Consider the following 14,591-nt stretch of genomic DNA (forward strand, 5'->3'; position numbering starts at 1 on the left):
TTGGCCATCCGGGCCAACCGGCCACGAAGATAACCACAGCAAAACGATGAACCTGCCAACCAACGATGAAGAGAACCTGTGGGTCTCGTGGGACGAATACCACCGCCTGATCGCACGCCTGTCGCTGAACGTGCATGAGTCGGGCTGGAAGTTCGACAAGATCCTGTGCCTGGCGCGCGGCGGCCTGCGCGTGGGCGACCAGATGTCGCGCATCTTCGACGTGCCCCTGGCGATCCTGGCCACCAGCAGCTATCGAGAAGCGGCCGGCACGCAGCAGGGCGACCTGGACATCGCGCAGTACATCACCATGACGCGCGGCGAGCTGTCGGGCAAGATCCTGCTGGTCGACGACCTGGTCGATTCGGGCATCACGCTGGAACGCGTGGGCCGCCACCTGAAGGAACGCTACCCGGCGGTGACCGAGGTGCGCTCGGCGGTGCTGTGGTACAAGGCCTGCTCGAAGGTCGAGCCGGACTATCACGTGACCTTCCTGCCGTCGAACCCCTGGATCCACCAGCCGTTCGAAGAGTACGACACGCTGCGCCCGCACAACCTGGGCGCCTGGCTCAAGCGCGGCAAGCGCGCCAGCCTGCTCGACGACGACGCGAGCGCCTGAGCGCGGCTCGGCAGCACCTGTGCCGGCGGCACCCGCCGCGCGGCACTGGCACGGATGGCCTCAGTAGCCGACCGTGTAACGCTGGCGCGAATGTGCCGGCTTTTCGATCTCGTCGAGCATCGCAATCGCGTAGTCCTCCATCGAGATCCAGCTCTTGCCCGCGGCATCGCTCAGCAGGGTTTCCTCGCCGATACGGAATTTGCCGGTGCGCTCGCCCGGCTCGAACAGCGCCGACGGCGACAGGAAGGTCCAGTCGATCTGTTGCTCGCCACGCAGCGCATTGAGGAAGTCGCGGCCCGACAGGGCTTCGGTCTTGTACGCCTCGGGAAAGGTCGGCGTATCCACCAGTTGCACATCCGGTGCGACATGGAGGCTGCCGGCGCCGCCCACCACCAGCAGGCGAGGCACGCCGGCCTGGCGCACCGCCGAGGTGACCTGCTGCGCGTTCAGTTGCGCGAAGCGTGCCGTGCTGATGACGACGTCATTGCCTGCCAGCGCCGCCGCGAGCGCGGCACTATCTGTGCCATCCACGTCCTTGGTGGTCAGGCCGGCGCGAGCCGGCAGCCCGCTCGCCTGGCGCGAGATGGCGGTCACCTGGTGGCCGCGGCGCAAGGCTTCGTCGATCAGGCGCGTGCCGACGCGCCCGGTGGCGCCGATGATTGCGATATGCATGGTCACTCCTTCTTTACTGGGTGGCAGAGATTCGATATGAAACCAGATTGGTTACATATTGGGTTAAAAAAATCAGCGCTTGCAGCGCTTGCGGCGCTGAGCGGCACCTGCCGCGGCGCCTTTGACATCGGCAAGCATCCCGGCAATGGTGATGCCGGTCAGCGTATCATCCATGGCCGCCTGGGCGCGGTCGGCAACCTTGCGCAGCGCGCCGGTGATTTCGCGGCCGACCATGCAGGCCGGGTTCGGCGCGCTCTGGTGCAGCGTGATCAGCGCAGTGGTTTCCACGGCGCGGAACACTTCAAGCAGCGTGATCGATGTCGCCGGGCGTGCCAGCGCGGCGCCGCCGGTGCTGCCCATGGTGGTGCTGACCAGGCCCGCTTCGGCAAGCTGGCCCACCAGCCGCCGGATCAGGGCGGGGTTGGTGCCGACGCTGCCGGCGATCATCGATGACGGCACCGGTTCCTCGGAACTGGCCAGCAGGGTAAGGATGTGGACCGCTACGGCGAACCGGCTGCTCGTGCTCATGGTGTCGGGGATAATATGAAACCATGATAGTTACATATGATGGCTGCTGTCAACGCAGAACGCGATGGCAGGGGCGGGGGCCGCGATATGGTGGTCGTCGGAATGCCGGAATCGCCACTGAAGCTGTTACACTCCTCGACATTGCCGGGCCAATGTGGTTTGGTTGCCGCGCAAGGCATTGCCTGCGGTTTCAAGGACGGGAAAAACCCCGTACGCTCACGTATGACACCGCGGCAGGTTGCCGCCAACCAAGGAGTGGAAGTTGCCGGATCTGGTACGCCAACAAAGCGCCGAAAACAAAAAACCCGCAGGGCTCGAAAGCGCTGCGGGTTTCTCGGTGATCTGGTGCCCAGGAGAGGACTCGAACCTCCACAGTGTTGCCACCGCTAGGACCTGAACCTAGTGCGTCTACCAATTCCGCCACCTGGGCAGGTGTCGAAACAACCGAAGCGCTCATTATAGAGAGCGCGAGAATTTTGTCAAATAGTTTCCAGAAAAAATTGAATCAGAACAACTATCCGATCCCCAGCCGGGAAGAAATCCTGGGCGTGCTGAGAACGTCGGGATCTCCACAGTCGGCAGGCGATATCGCCAAGGCCCTGTCGGTCACGCGCAAGGAGCATGACGGCTTCCAGAAGCGCCTGGCGGCGATGGAACGCGACGGCCAGATCGAACTGAACCGCAAGGGCCGCTATGAACTGGCCCACCAGCCCAACTTCGTCACCGGCCGCGTGCAGGGCCACCGCGACGGCTTCGGCTTCCTGATTCGCGACGATGGCGAAGACGATATCTTCCTGCCCGAGCGCGAGCTGCAAAAGGCCATGCACAACGACCGCGCGCAAGTGCGCGTGGTGGGCTACGACCGCCGCGGCCGGCCCGAGGGCCAGATCGTCGAGATCATCGAGCGCGCCAACCGCTTCGTGATCGGGCGGCTGCTCAGCGAGGGCGGCGTGCTGGTGGTCGCGCCCGAAGACAAGCGCATCAGCCAGGACATCCTGATCCCGCCCAAGGCGCAGGGCACGGCGCGCGTGGGGCAGGTGGTCAGCGTGGAGCTGATCGAGTATCCCGACCGCTATGTGCAGCCGGTGGGCCGCGTGGTGGAGATCCTCGGCGAGATCGACGATCCCGGCATGGAGATCGAGATTGCGGTGCGCAAGTATGGCGTGCCGCATGCCTTCTCCCCGGCGGCGGCCAAGGAAGCCGCCGCCTTGCCGGACGAGGTGCGTCAGGCCGACCTGGACCACCGTATCGACCTGCGCGACATCCCGCTGGTGACCATCGACGGCGAAGACGCGCGCGACTTCGACGATGCGGTTTACTGCGAGCCGGTCAAGATCGGGCGTGCCAAAGGCTGGCGCCTGATCGTGGCGATCGCCGATGTATCGCATTACGTGCGCCCCGGCACGCCGCTGGATGCCGATGCGCTGGACCGCGCCACTTCTGTCTACTTCCCCCGCCGCGTGATTCCGATGCTGCCGGAGAAGCTGTCCAACGGACTGTGCTCGCTCAATCCCAGCGTCGACCGGCTGTGCATGGTCTGCGATGCGGTGCTCACCGCCAAGGGCGAACTCAAGGGCTACCAGTTCTATCCCGCGGTAATGCACTCGACCGCGCGCCTGACCTACAACGAGGTCTGGTCGGTCCTGTCCAACACCAAGGGTCCCGAGGCGCACAAGCGCGCCGAGCTGGTGCCGCACCTGCAGAACCTGTACGAGCTGTTCCAGGTCCTGCTGAAGGCGCGGCGCGAGCGCGGCGCGATCGACTTCGACACCACCGAGACCTATATCGTCTGCAATGCGCAGGGCAAGATCGAACAGATCCTGCCGCGCACCCGCAACGATGCTCACCGGCTGATCGAGGAATGCATGCTGACCGCCAACGTGTGCGCGGCGGATTTCCTCGAGCGCTTCAAGCACCCGGCGCTGTACCGCATCCACGCCGGCCCCAGCGAAGAAAAGCTGAAGAACCTGCGCGAGTTCCTGAAGACCGCCGGCCTGTCGCTGGGCGGCGGCGACAAGCCGCAGGCGTCCGACTATGCCGAGGTGATGGACAAGATCAAGTCCCGCCCCGATGCGCCGATGCTGCAGACCATGCTGCTGCGCTCGATGCAGCAGGCGGTGTACAGCCCCGACAATATCGGCCACTTTGGCCTGGCGTACGGTGCCTACGCGCATTTCACCAGCCCGATCCGCCGCTATCCCGACTTGCTGGTGCACCGCGCGATCAAGGCGGTGCTGGCGCATACCAAGTACCAGCCCGCATTCGCCCACGGCACCGAGCTGAACACCGCGATCTCGCCCAAGGCGCGCCGCCTGCAGGCCAAGGACGCCGAGCAGAAGGCGGAGCTGGCGGCCGCGCGCGCAAAGCGCAACGAGGCGATCTGGGACGAGCTTGGCCTGCATTGCTCGGCCAACGAGCGCCGTGCCGACGAGGCGTCGCGCGATGTCGAAGCCTGGCTCAAGTGCTACTTCATGCGCGACAAGCTGGGCAGCGATTTTGCCGGCACCGTCAGCGCCGTGACGTCGTTCGGCATCTTCGTGCAGCTCGACGAACTGTATGTCGAAGGGCTGGTGCACGTGACCGAACTGGGCAGCGATTACTTCCAGTATGACGAGGCCCGCAACGAACTGCGCGGCGAGCGCACCGGCATCCGCTATCGCCTGACTGACCGCGTGCGCGTGCAGGTCTCGCGTGTGGACCTCGATGCACGCAAGATCGACTTCCGCCTGGTGCAGGAACCGTCGGCGAGGACATTGCGCGCGCGCGCAACCGGCACCGACACGCAGCCGCGCGTCCCGGCAGCCCACGCGGTGCCGGCACGCAAGAAGGGGCGCCAGCTGGCGGCGCTGCTGGGCGGTTCCTCCAAGCCGGAAGAGTCATTCGACGAGACGCTCGACCGCGTGATCGAGGAGCAGCCGGTGTTCGAAGCGGTGATCACGCCGCTCAAGCCGCACGTCAGGACCGGCGGCAAGCCGGCCAAGCGCGCGGCCAAGCCCAAGCCCGCGCACCTGGAGAAGCCGCGCAAGCCGGCCCCGAAGCCGCGTCCTGCCAAGACGGCCGGCAAGTCTGCTGCCAAGCGCACCCCGCGCAAGCGCTAAGGCGAGTTAAGGCGCGTTATCAAGGCACGCCAAGGCCAGCCGCCGTCCCCGCCTGCGCGGGGGCGGCGCCCGGGCGAGTACAATCGCGCCCATGGCTAAACAAAAACTCCTGATCGGCTTTCACGCCGTGACCGCGCGCCTGCGGCAAGATCCCAAGGGCGTGTCGGATATCTACATCGAATCCGCCCGCCGCGACCGGCGCATGCAAGACTTCGTCCGCCTGGCCGAAAGCCTGGGCGTGCGCCTGCATCCGGTCGACGCCGAGCGCCTGCGCGGCATGGCCGGCACCGACCGGCACCAGGGCGTGGTGGCACGGGCCGAAGACGTTGCCCTCGCGCTGAACCTGGACGAGCTGCTGGATGGCATCGAAGGCACGCCGCTGCTGCTGGTGCTCGACGGCGTCACCGATCCCCACAACCTGGGTGCCTGCCTGCGCGTGGCCGACGGCGCCGGCGCGCACGCGGTGATCGCGCCCAAGGACCGCAGCGTCGGCCTCAATGCAACCGTGGCCAAGGTGGCCAGCGGCGCGGCCGAGACCGTGCCGTATATCACCGTGACCAACCTGGCGCGCACGCTGCGCGAGCTGCAGGAACGTGGCATCTGGGTGATCGGCACCGCCGACGGTACCGAGAAGTCCCTCTACGACATCGACTTCAAGGGCCCGACCGCGATCGTGATGGGCGCCGAAGGCGAGGGCATGCGCCGCCTGACGCGCGAGACCTGTGACGAACTGGTCGGCATCCCGATGGCCGGCGGTGTCGAGAGCCTCAACGTCTCGGTGGCCAGCGGCGTCTGCCTGTACGAAGCGGTGCGCCAGCGGCGCCTGCCGCGCTGACGCCATGGTGGCCGATCCGCTACGCCCCACCTCTGAGCCCTGGCCCGGGATGGAAGAGGCGCGTCGGCTGATCGTGCAGGCGCGCAGCATCTTCGTGCTGACCGGTGCCGGCATATCGGCCGAGTCGGGCGTGCCGACCTTCCGCGATGCGATGACGGGCCTGTGGGAACGGTTCAATCCGGAGGAGCTGGCCAGCGAAGAGGCTTACCGGCGCCAGCCAGAACTGGTGTGGGAATGGTACCTGCACCGGCGCGCGCTGGTCGCGGCCGCCCATCCCAATCCCGCGCACCACGCGCTGGTGGCGCTGGCCGCGCAGAAGACCGTCGCCCTGGTGACGCAGAACGTCGACGGCCTGCACCAGCGTGCCGGCAGCCAGCATGTGATCGAACTGCATGGCAATCTGTTCGCCAACAAATGGCTGGATGGCTGCGGGCGCTGCGAGGAAGCCAGCGCGCTGCCCGGCATGCCGCCGCGCTGCCATTTGTGCGGGGCGCTGATGCGTCCTGGCGTGGTGTGGTTCGGTGAAGACCTGCCACGCGTGGCGCGCTTTCGCGCCGAGCATGCGGCGGAGACTTCCGACTTGTGCCTGGTGGTGGGGACATCGGGATTGGTCTATCCCGCTGCGGCGCTGCCGGGGCTGGCAAAGGAGCACGGCGCGCCCGTCATCGTGATCAACCCGCTGCCGTCCGCGCTGGACCAGACCGCGGACCTCGTGGTGAAGGCAGCAGCAGGCGCCTGCCTGCCGCTGCTGTGGCCGCAGCCGGGCGTCGAGCCAGACTGAGCCAGATAAGCCGGCACTGCCGGCTTACTTGGCGCTTATCTGGCTTTGATCTGGCGCCTATCTGGCGATCTCGCCGATCAGCTTTTCCAGTTTGACTGCATCCGCCGCGAACAGGCGGATGCCTTCGGCCAGCTTTTCGGTGGCCATCGCGTCTTCATTCAGCTGCCAGCGGAATGCCGGCTCGTCCGCCGTGATGCGGGCGATATTGGCGGCCTGGGCCTGGTCGACCGACAGCTTGCGCTCGGACGTACCCTGGCCGGCGGCCAGTTGCTCCAGCAGCTCGGGACTGATGGTCAGCAGGTCGCAGCCGGCCAGCGACAGGATCTGCGCGGTGCTGCGGAAGCTGGCGCCCATCACCTCGGTCGGATAGCCGAATTTCTTGTAGTAGTCATAGATCTGGCGCACCGAGCGCACGCCAGGATCGTTGTCGCCGCCGTTGGCGACGGGGTCCCACTGCTCGCCGGCCTGCTTCTTGTACCAGTCGAAGATGCGGCCGACGAAGGGCGAGATCAGCTGCGCGCCGGCTTCGGCGCACGCCACTGCCTGCACCAGCGAGAACAGCAGCGTCATATTGCAGCGGATGCCGTCGCGCTGGAGGATCTCCGCCGCGCGGATGCCTTCCCAGGTCGACGCAATCTTGATCAGCACGCGCTCGCGCGCGATGCCGCGCTGCTCATACAGCTGGATCAGGTGGCGGGCCTTGTTGACGGTGGCGGTGGTGTCAAAGGACAGGCGCGCGTCGACTTCGGTCGAGACGCGGCCCGGCACGATCGCCAGGATCTCGCAGCCGAAGGCGATCAGCACTTCGTCCATCACCGCATCGACGCCGCCGTTGCCATGGTGATCCTGCACCGCCTTCTCCAGCAGGTGCCGGTATTCGGGCTTCTGCACGGCCTTCAGGATCAGCGAGGGGTTGGTGGTCGCGTCCTGCGGGGTGTATTGCTTCATCAGCTGGAAGTCGCCGGTATCGGCCACTACCGTGGTGAACTGCCTGAGTTGTTCGAGCTGGTTCATGTCGCTTAGTCGTTGGCGCTGAATTGGCGCTGAATCGTTGGCGATTCGGTTTGCGGTGGCGGGGCGGCAAGCGCCGGCCCGGCCGATCCATTGTACCGCCGGTGGCGGGGTATGCCGCTCAATCCGCTACACTATGCGTTTCCCCCAACGCAATCTGGCTGTTGTCATGACTCAGGATGAACTCAAGGCGTTGGTGGCGCAGGCCGCCGCCGACTATGTGAAGCAGGAAGTTCCCGAAGGCGCCGTGCTGGGCGTGGGCACCGGCTCCACCGCCAACCTCTTCATTGATGCCGTGGCGGCGTTCAAGGAGCGCTTCGCGGGTGCCGTGTCCAGCTCCGAGGCTTCCACGCGCCGCCTGCAGCAGCACGGGTTCAAGGTGCTGGACCTGAACGAAGTCGACGAGATTCCGGTGTACGTCGATGGCGCCGACGAGATCGATGCCAGCGGCGCCATGATCAAGGGCGGCGGCGGCGCGCTGACGCGCGAGAAGATCGTTGCCTCGGTGGCGAAGCGCTTTGTCTGCATCGCCGACGGCAGCAAGCTGGTCGGCACCATGGGCGCCTTCCCGCTGCCGGTCGAGGTGATCCCGATGGCACGCGCAGCGGTCGCGCGCAAGCTGCAGGCGCTGGGCGGCCAGCCGAAGCTGCGCATGACCAAGGAAGGCGGCATCTACAAGACCGACAACGGCAATGTGATCCTGGATGTCGCCGGCCTGAAGATCGACGACCCGCGCGGGCTGGAGCAAACCGTCAACCAGGTGCCGGGCGTGGTGACCGTGGGCCTGTTCGCGCTGCGTGGCGCGGACGTGCTGCTGCTTGGCACCGGTGACGGTGTGCAGCGCACGGACTACTGATCCGACGCATCGGTCGTTAATCGGTCGTCAATCCGCCGTTAATCGGCCGGTAGCAAAAAGGGGTGCCTCGGGCACCCCTTTTTCGATGGGACGCGGTCCGGGATCAGGACTGCGGCGGCACGTAGCCCTGCGCCTGGTCGGCGCCTTCCCCGAAGAAGTACTTTTCGGTCTGCTTGATCAGGTACTGGCGCGCGCGCGCGTCGGCCATATTCAGGCGGTTCTCGTTGATCAGCATGGTCTGGTGCTTGAGCCAGCCGGCCCATGCTTCCTTCGACACGCTCTGCCAGATCTTCTTGCCCAGTTCGCCGGGCAGCGGCGGGAAGTCGAGGCCTTCGGCTTCCTTGTTCAGCTTGATGCAATGGACCATGCGGGCCATGGGGGACTCCTTGTTCGTTCGTTAGACTGGGCTCAGGGCGCTGGCGCTATTGTAGCCAAGCAGGGCGGCAGGCCGCGGCGCGGCGGCCATTGACCCTACGCCGTCACAGCTTTTTCATCAGCACCATCGACTTGCGCTGCCAGTTATAGAGTTTGCGCTTGTCTTCCGGGAGGTCGTCCACGTTGGCGTGGACGAAGCCGCGCTTGAGGAACCAGTGCTCGGTGCGCGTGGTGAGCACGAACAGGCGCTCCAGGCCGAGCGCGCGGGCGCGGCGCTCGATGCGCTTGAGCAGGCGTTCGCCGTCGCCGGTACCCTGAGCTTCAGCGGAGACCGTCAGGCAGGCCATTTCGCCCATGTTCTCGCGCGGGTAGTCATAGAGCGCGGCGCAGCCGAACAGCACGCCATCGTGCTCGATCACCGAGAAATTGGCGATATCGCGCTCGATCAGGTGGCGTCCGCGCGGCACCAGCGTGCCGTCGGCTTCAAGCGGCGCGATCAGTTGCAGGATGCCGCCGACGTCGTCCAGCGTGGCCTCGCGCAGGCTTTCGAGGTCGGTGTCGGACAGCATGGTGCCGACGCCATCGTGCAGGAACAGTTCCAGCAATACCGACCCGTCCAGCGCATAGGGGATCAGGTGCGCACGCGGCACGCCGCCCTTGAGCGCCTTCACCAGGTGGTGCAGGTAGTCCGCCACGTCATGCGGCAGGTGATTGTTCTGCAGGCGCTCCACGGCCGTGCGCAGCGACATTTCCGGCATCAGCTTGCCGACCGGGTCAGGCACGCCCGGCACTTCGGTAATGAAGATCAGCTTGTCGGCCTTGAGCGCGGTGGCGGTGGCGCTGGCCACGTCTTCCATCGACAGGTTGAAGGCCTGGCCGGTCGGCGAGAAGCCCAGCGGCGACAGCAGCACCACCTTGCCGTGCGACAGCGACATGCGCACCGACTCGGCATCGATCTTGCGCACCAGCCCGGTGTGCTGGTAGTCGGTGCCGTTGACGATGCCGACCGGGCGCGCAGTGACGAAGTTGCCGGAAATCACTGACAGCTGCGCGCCGGCCATCGGCGTATTGGGCAGTCCCTGGCTGAATGCGGCCTCGATGTCCAGGCGCAGTTCGCCGGCGGCTTCCTTGGCGCATTCGAGCGCGGCGTTGTCGGTAATGCGCACGCCGTCGACGAATTGCGACTCGACATGGCGCAGCGCCAGTTGCTCTTCCACCTGCGGGCGCGAACCGTGCACCAGCACGATCTGCATGCCCATCGCATGCAGCAGCGCCACGTCATTGACCAGCGCATTGAGCACGCCCGACTTGACCAGTTCGCCCGCGAACGCGATCACGAAGGTCTTGCCGCGGAAGGCGTGGATATACGGCGCCACCATGCGCAGCCAGTCGACGAACTGCTGGTGGTCGGGGCCGCCGCGTTCGATGGCATCGGCGGCTGCCGGCCCCGGCGCGGTCGCAGGCTCGATGGAAGTCGGGGCAGGCGGAGGGAGTTCAGCCGTGGCGGGCGGCTCCGCCGCGGCGGCTGCGGCCGTGTCGGTAGTGGTTGCCGGCTGGGGCGTATCGGTTCTGGCGTTCATCCCGCGGATTATAATCCCGGCCAATGTCAGAACAACGCCCCTTCAAGGCTGCAAAGCCCGTCAGGCCAGGTCAACCCGCCGCCCCGCAGACGCCGGCCGGTGCCGGCCAGTCCACGCCATCCCATCCGTCCCGGCCGCCCAAAGGGCAGACCCCGGGCCAGGCCCCGGGGCAGACCCGAGGACAGGCCCAGCGTCCGGCCCGGCCGCCCGCCGGACGCCCGGAGCCCGCGGTCGCCCGTCCAGCCGGCGAATCCGGCCAGCGCCCGCCGCGAGGTCCGCGCCAGGAGCGCCCGCCGCGGCCGCCACGGGCGGTCAATCCGCTGCCGCCGATCACGTTCCCCGAGGCGCTGCCGGTCTCGGCCCGCCGCGACGAGATCGCCGCGGCGCTGCTGGCCAGCCAGGTGGTGATCGTGTCGGGCGAGACCGGCTCGGGCAAGACCACGCAGCTGCCCAAGATCTGCCTGACGATCGGGCGCGGCCCGGGCCGCGAGGGCGGGGGGCTGATCGGCCACACCCAGCCGCGCCGCATTGCCGCCACCTCCACCGCCAAGCGCATCGCGCAGGAGCTGGGGTCGCCGGTGGGCGAGCATGTCGGCTATCAGGTGCGCTTCAATGACACCATGTCGGCGGGCGCGTCGGTCAAGCTGATGACCGACGGCATCCTGCTGGCCGAGACGCAGAACGACCCGCTGCTGCGCGCCTACGACACCCTCATTATCGACGAGGCGCACGAGCGCAGCCTGAACATCGACTTCCTGATCGGCTACCTGCGCCAGATCCTGCCGAAGCGGCCCGACCTGAAGGTGATCATCACCTCGGCCACCATCGATGCGCAGCGCTTTGCCGCGCATTTCACGCTCAACGGCAAGCCCGCGCCGGTAATCGAGGTCAGCGGCCGGCTGTACCCGGTGGAAGTGCGCTACCGCCCGATCACCGATGACGCGCCACCGGGCGCCGCGCCACGCAGCGCGCAGGCGCGCGAGCGCGACCTGTACGACGGCATCGTCGATGCCGTCGATGAGTTGTGCCGCGTGGGCCCGGGCGACGTGCTGGTGTTCCTGCCGGGCGAGCGCGAGATCCGCGAGGCCGCCGAGGCGCTGCGCAAGCACCATCCGCCGCATACCGAGATCCTGCCGCTGTTCGCGCGGCTGTCGGTGCAGGAGCAGGAGCGGGTGTTCAAGCCGTCCAACACCCGCCGCATCGTGCTGGCGACCAACGTCGCCGAGACCTCGCTGACGGTGCCGGGCATCCGCTACGTGGTCGATACCGGGATGGCGCGCGTCAAGCGCTACTCGTACCGCAACAAGGTCGAGCAGTTGCAGGTCGAGTCGATCTCGCAGGCCGCGGCCAACCAGCGCGCCGGCCGTTGCGGCCGCGTGGCCAATGGCGTGTGCATCCGGCTATACGAAGAGTCGGATTTCACCGGTCGGCCGCGCTTCACCGATCCGGAAATCCTGCGCTCGTCGCTGGCGGCGGTGATCCTGCGCATGAAGGCGCTGCGCCTGACCGATATCGAATCGTTCCCGTTTATCGAGCCGCCGCTGGGCCGCGCCGTTGCCGACGGCTACCAGTTGCTGCAGGAGCTGGGCGCGGTCGACGACGCCAACCAGCTCACGCCGACGGGGCGGCAGCTGTCCAAGCTGCCGCTCGACCCGCGCGTGGGCCGCATGATCCTGGCCGCGCGCGAGCACCAGTGCCTGCGCGAGGTGCTGATCATCGCCAGCGCGCTGTCGGTGCAGGACCCGCGCGACCGCCCGCAGGAGGCGCAGGAGGCCGCAGACCAGGCGCACCGCAAGTTCATGGACGAGAGGTCCGAGTTCCTGGGCTGGGTCAAGCTGTGGAAGTGGTTCGAGGACGCGGTCGCGCACAAGAAGTCGAACCGCCAGTTGCAGGACCAGTGCCGCGCCAGCTTCCTGTCGCACCTGCGCCTGCGCGAATGGCGCGACGTCCATTCGCAGCTGCTGACCACGGTGGCCGAGCAAGGCTGGCGCCTGAACGAGAGCGAGCCGACCTACGAGCAGGTACACAAGGCGCTGCTGACAGGCCTGCTCGGCAACGTCGGCGTGCGCATCGAGGATGGCGACGGCAAGGGCCGCGAGTACCTGGGCGCGCGCGGCATCAAGTTCCACCTGTGGCCGGGCTCGCTGATCGCGCGCAAGGTCGGCCGCTGGATCGTGGCGGCCGAGCTGGTCGAGACCAGCCGCCTGTTCGCGCGCACGCTGGCGCGGATCGAGCCGGAGTGGCTGGAGCAGATCGGCGGCCACCTGCTCAAGGTGAGCTGGAGCGATCCGCACTGGGAAAAGAAGGCCGGCCAGGTGCTGGCGCTCGAGCGGGCCACGCTGTACGGCCTGGTGGTCTACCAGCACCGCCGCGTCCACTACGGTCCGATGAACCCGCAGGAAGCGCGCGAGCTCTTTATCCGGCGCGCGCTGGTCGAGGGCGAATTCGATACGCGCCTGCCGTTCTTCGCGCACAACCAGCGCCTGGTGCGGGAAATCGAAAACCTGGAGCACAAGTCGCGCCGGCAGGACGTGCTGGTCGACGACGAGCTGATCTACGCTTTTTACGATCGCGCCATCCCGGCGGAGATCAACCAGCAGACCACCTTCGAGCAGTGGTACCAGGCCGACAGCGCCAAGGACCGCAAGCTGCTCTACCTCAACCGCGATGAGCTGATGCGGCACGAGGCGGCCGGCATCACCACGGACCTGTTCCCCAAGACCATGAACGTGGCCGGGGTGGAGATGGGGCTGACCTACCACTTCGAGCCGGGCAGCCACCGCGACGGCGTGACGCTGACCGTGCCGCTGTACGCGCTCAACCAGGTGCGACAGGAACGTGCCGACTGGCTGGTGCCGGGCATGATCAAGGAAAAGGTTCACCTGCTGCTGAAGTCGCTGCCGCAGAAGCTGCGCCGCCATTGCGTGCCGTTGCCGGACTTCGCCGCCGGCTTTGTCTCGCGCCAGCCGTTCGGCGAGGGCGAACTGCTGGACGTGCTGATCGCCGATATCCGCGCAGAGACCGGCACCATGGTCAAGCGCGCCGACTTCAAGCTGGAAACGCTGCCGGCGCACCATGCCATGAACTTCAAGGTCATCGACGAGCACGGCCGCCAGCTCGACATGGGCCGCAACCTGGCGCAACTGCGCGCCGAGCTGGGCGGCCAGGCGCAGCAGTCGTTCCAGCGCGTTGCCGCGCAGGCGGCCGCGCAGGCCGGGTCGCCGGACCAGGCCGCGCAATTGCCAGCCGCCGAGCCCGGCCAGTACGAAAACCTGACTGGCTGGACCTTCGGCGAACTGCCCGAGCTGCTGGAGATCCGCAAGGGCAGCCAGACGCTGTTCGGCTACCCGGCGCTGGTCGACCGCGGCACGCACTGCGACGTCGAGGTCTTCGACGATCCGCAGGAAGCCGCGCGCATCCACCACCTCGGGCTGCGCCGGCTGTTCGCGCTGCAACTGCGCGAGCAGGTCAAGTTCATCGAAAAGAACATAGCCGGCCTGCAGCAGATGGCAATGCAGTACATGACGCTTGGTACGCAGGAAATGCTGCGCGACCAGATCGTGATGCTGGCGCTGGAACGCGCCTGCATGCAGCCGCCGCTGCCGCGCAACGAGGCCGAGTTCAACGCCCGCAAGGACGAAGGCCGCACGCGGCTGTCGCTGCTGGCGCAGGAGATCGCACGGCTGGCCGGCGCGATCCTTGCCGAATATGCCGGGCTGCCGCGCAAGCTGCTGCAGGCCAAGCCGTTCGCCGCAGCCTACGCCGACATGGAAGCCCAGCTCGGCAGGCTGATGGGCAAGCGCTTTATCGACGAGACCCCATACACGCAGCTGGTCCACTTCCCGCGCTACCTGAAGGGCATCGCCATGCGCATCGACAAGCTCAAGGGCGACCCGGCGCGCGATACCCAGCGCATTCAGGAGATGGCGCCGCTGCTGCAGCAATGGCAGCGCGCCGAAAAGCAATTGCGCACGCAAGGCCGTGGCGGCGAGGATGCGCGGCTGGAAGAGTTCCGCTGGATGCTGGAAGAACTGCGCATTGCGCTGTTCGCGCAGGAGCTGCGCACGCCCGTGCCGATGTCGGTGAAGCGGCTGCAGAAGGTGTGGGAATCGATGCAGCGCTGAGGCTGGGGCGCCGGGACGGCCGCAAATGGTCGTGCCGGCGCAACAATCTGCCAAATTCTTGTCCGCCGTAAGCCGAGACGTCAGCGGAATTAGCCGGCCAAACGTTAGAATCGCC

11 protein-coding genes and 1 tRNA gene are annotated in these 14,591 nt (G+C 66.9%); 6 read left to right on the forward strand and 6 right to left on the reverse strand.

The features are described 5' to 3' along the window. The first annotated feature begins 46 nt into the window (after positions 1-46). Positions 47-616 carry a phosphoribosyltransferase gene (locus J8I82_RS00670; protein ID WP_209753810.1) on the forward strand — a complete coding sequence of 190 codons (570 nt, stop codon included), beginning with the start codon at positions 47-49 and terminating at the stop codon, positions 614-616. Between the two features lie 60 nt (positions 617-676). Here the strand turns inward: J8I82_RS00670 and J8I82_RS00675 are convergent, their stop codons facing one another. From J8I82_RS00675 to J8I82_RS00685, 3 genes are all read right to left on the reverse strand, one after another. After that, on the reverse strand, positions 677-1,288 hold the full coding sequence (locus J8I82_RS00675) for an NAD(P)-dependent oxidoreductase (RefSeq protein ID WP_209753811.1): 612 nt from the start codon (positions 1,286-1,288) through the stop codon (positions 677-679). 72 nt (positions 1,289-1,360) lie between these two features. After that, entirely contained in the window at positions 1,361-1,816 is a 456-nt protein-coding gene (locus J8I82_RS00680) for an Rrf2 family transcriptional regulator (protein WP_209753812.1), read from the reverse strand. Positions 1,817-2,159: 343 nt separating this feature from the next. Next, positions 2,160-2,246, reverse strand: a tRNA-Leu gene (locus J8I82_RS00685). A 70-nt stretch (positions 2,247-2,316) separates the two neighbouring features. Between J8I82_RS00685 and rnr the strand changes: the two genes are divergently transcribed. The 3 genes from rnr (at position 2,317) to J8I82_RS00700 (ending at position 6,530) form a co-directional block, all read left to right on the forward strand. Further along, complete coding sequence (rnr, locus tag J8I82_RS00690; RefSeq protein ID WP_209753813.1) at positions 2,317-4,914, forward strand: ribonuclease R; 2,598 nt, start codon at positions 2,317-2,319, stop codon at positions 4,912-4,914. 91 nt (positions 4,915-5,005) lie between these two features. Next, positions 5,006-5,749: a 23S rRNA (guanosine(2251)-2'-O)-methyltransferase RlmB gene (gene rlmB / locus J8I82_RS00695; protein WP_012353149.1), complete on the forward strand. Its 744-nt coding sequence runs from the start codon at positions 5,006-5,008 to the stop codon at positions 5,747-5,749. 49 nt (positions 5,750-5,798) lie between these two features. Continuing rightward, positions 5,799-6,530: an SIR2 family NAD-dependent protein deacylase gene (locus tag J8I82_RS00700; protein ID WP_245179268.1), complete on the forward strand. Its 732-nt coding sequence runs from the start codon at positions 5,799-5,801 to the stop codon at positions 6,528-6,530. 57 nt (positions 6,531-6,587) lie between these two features. Here J8I82_RS00700 and tal read toward each other — a convergent pair whose 3' ends face one another. After that, complete coding sequence (tal, locus tag J8I82_RS00705) at positions 6,588-7,544, reverse strand: transaldolase (RefSeq protein WP_209753815.1); 957 nt, start codon at positions 7,542-7,544, stop codon at positions 6,588-6,590. Positions 7,545-7,710: 166 nt separating this feature from the next. Here tal and rpiA point away from each other — a divergent pair, with 166 nt between their 5' ends. Next, complete coding sequence (gene rpiA / locus J8I82_RS00710; protein WP_029046162.1) at positions 7,711-8,397, forward strand: ribose-5-phosphate isomerase RpiA; 687 nt, start codon at positions 7,711-7,713, stop codon at positions 8,395-8,397. A gap of 103 nt (positions 8,398-8,500) precedes the next feature. Here the strand turns inward: rpiA and J8I82_RS00715 are convergent, their stop codons facing one another. Both J8I82_RS00715 and argA read right to left on the reverse strand, forming a co-directional pair. Then, positions 8,501-8,773, reverse strand: coding sequence for an oxidative damage protection protein (locus J8I82_RS00715; protein ID WP_209753816.1), 273 nt, complete (start codon positions 8,771-8,773; stop codon positions 8,501-8,503). Positions 8,774-8,876: 103 nt separating this feature from the next. Continuing rightward, positions 8,877-10,352, reverse strand: a complete 1,476-nt coding sequence (gene argA / locus J8I82_RS00720) for an amino-acid N-acetyltransferase (protein WP_245179269.1) — start codon at positions 10,350-10,352, stop codon at positions 8,877-8,879. Between the two features lie 23 nt (positions 10,353-10,375). On the opposite strand from argA, the gene hrpA reads away from it, so the two are divergent. Beyond that, a complete protein-coding gene (gene hrpA, locus J8I82_RS00725; protein ID WP_209753817.1) occupies positions 10,376-14,476 on the forward strand; it encodes an ATP-dependent RNA helicase HrpA in 4,101 nt (1,366 codons plus the stop codon). Positions 14,477-14,591 lie beyond the last annotated feature (115 nt).

The organism is Cupriavidus consociatus, assembly GCF_017814975.1.
Taxonomy (GTDB): domain Bacteria; phylum Pseudomonadota; class Gammaproteobacteria; order Burkholderiales; family Burkholderiaceae; genus Cupriavidus; species Cupriavidus consociatus.

Excerpts from the sequence above, each read along its gene's own strand:
- J8I82_RS00675 (WP_209753811.1), bottom strand. The coding sequence starts at position 1,288 with ATGCATATCGCAATCATCGGCGCCACCGGGCGCGTCGGCACGCGCCTG.
- rpiA (WP_029046162.1), top strand. The coding sequence starts at position 7,711 with ATGACTCAGGATGAACTCAAGGCGTTGGTGGCGCAGGCCGCCGCCGAC.
- J8I82_RS00680 (WP_209753812.1), bottom strand. The coding sequence starts at position 1,816 with ATGAGCACGAGCAGCCGGTTCGCCGTAGCGGTCCACATCCTTACCCTG.
- J8I82_RS00715 (WP_209753816.1), bottom strand. The coding sequence starts at position 8,773 with ATGGCCCGCATGGTCCATTGCATCAAGCTGAACAAGGAAGCCGAAGGC.
- tal (WP_209753815.1), bottom strand. The coding sequence starts at position 7,544 with ATGAACCAGCTCGAACAACTCAGGCAGTTCACCACGGTAGTGGCCGAT.
- argA (WP_245179269.1), bottom strand. The coding sequence starts at position 10,352 with ATGAACGCCAGAACCGATACGCCCCAGCCGGCAACCACTACCGACACG.
- rlmB (WP_012353149.1), top strand. The coding sequence starts at position 5,006 with ATGGCTAAACAAAAACTCCTGATCGGCTTTCACGCCGTGACCGCGCGC.
- J8I82_RS00670 (WP_209753810.1), top strand. The coding sequence starts at position 47 with ATGAACCTGCCAACCAACGATGAAGAGAACCTGTGGGTCTCGTGGGAC.
- hrpA (WP_209753817.1), top strand. The coding sequence starts at position 10,376 with ATGTCAGAACAACGCCCCTTCAAGGCTGCAAAGCCCGTCAGGCCAGGT.
- J8I82_RS00700 (WP_245179268.1), top strand. The coding sequence starts at position 5,799 with ATGGAAGAGGCGCGTCGGCTGATCGTGCAGGCGCGCAGCATCTTCGTG.